The following is a 424-nucleotide window of genomic DNA, read 5'->3' on the forward strand; positions in this document are numbered from 1 at the left end:
AATAACTATGTCTAAGGGAATAACAGATTATTATCCAGAAGACATAAGAAAAGAATACATTGATAAAATGCTAAGACTTGAAGAAATTCTTTCTAAAAAATATAATGATAGATCACTTCCAAGCTTAGGATATGGATTTGCTGAAGCTTTGTATTATAGAGCTGATGGAAACATTCCAAACAGTGTTTTCCCAATATTCTGGTGGAACAGATATCGTAATGAAAGTACTAGATTAACGTTATTTACAAGAGCGATGGGGGATGCATAGTGAGTAATGTTAACAATATAGAATTTAAAATTCTGATTACTTTGTTCAAGGCTCGAGGGAAATTAGACAGTTTTTCAGCTTTTAATAGAGTTAAAATTCCTTTCCCCGATTTTAACCAAGCCGTAAAAAGGCTTGAAAAGATAGATTTTTTATATT

At 30.9% G+C, this 424-nt stretch carries 1 protein-coding gene; it reads left to right on the forward strand.

Features of this window, described 5'->3' with window-relative positions; all coding sequences use genetic code 11:
• A partial coding sequence (locus V2A85_RS24505; protein ID WP_420072667.1) for a phosphoribosyltransferase-like protein occupies nucleotides 1–268 on the forward strand: 268 nt, incomplete at its 5' end.
• Nucleotides 269–424: the final 156 nt, after the last annotated feature.

The sequence above is a fragment of the Yersinia sp. 1252 StPb PI genome (genome assembly GCF_048593885.1).
In the GTDB taxonomy this organism is placed as follows: domain Bacteria; phylum Pseudomonadota; class Gammaproteobacteria; order Enterobacterales; family Enterobacteriaceae; genus Yersinia; species Yersinia enterocolitica_E.